This is a genomic window from Mycobacterium sp. NGS33 (genome assembly GCF_059812885.1).
In genome coordinates this window covers 1-208 of sequence record NZ_JCALDN010000051.1, presented here as the reverse complement: position 1 = coordinate 208, position 208 = coordinate 1, and the positions used below count along the sequence as shown (strand labels likewise).

Here is a 208-nt window from a genome sequence, read left to right as displayed (position 1 = left end):
ACGCTGACGTCGTCGGTCACCCCGGCGGCGCTGTCCGAGGAGGCCACCCCCCTTCAGGCCACGGCGAACGGTGGGGCAGGGTCACCGGCCAACGGCCTGCTACGCGGCATGCCCGTCGGCTCGGTCGGCCGCCGCGGCGCGGCCGCCGGCTACGTCAACAAATACGGGTTCCGCTACAGCGTGCTGACCCGCCCACCCTCGGCCGGAT

The 208-nt window shown here is 74.0% G+C and carries 1 protein-coding gene; it reads left to right on the top strand.

What is annotated here, in order from left to right; translation table 11 throughout:
* A partial coding sequence (locus AC5Y5B_RS25270; RefSeq protein WP_500007407.1) for a PPE family protein, SVP subgroup occupies positions 1-208 on the top strand: 208 nt, incomplete at both ends.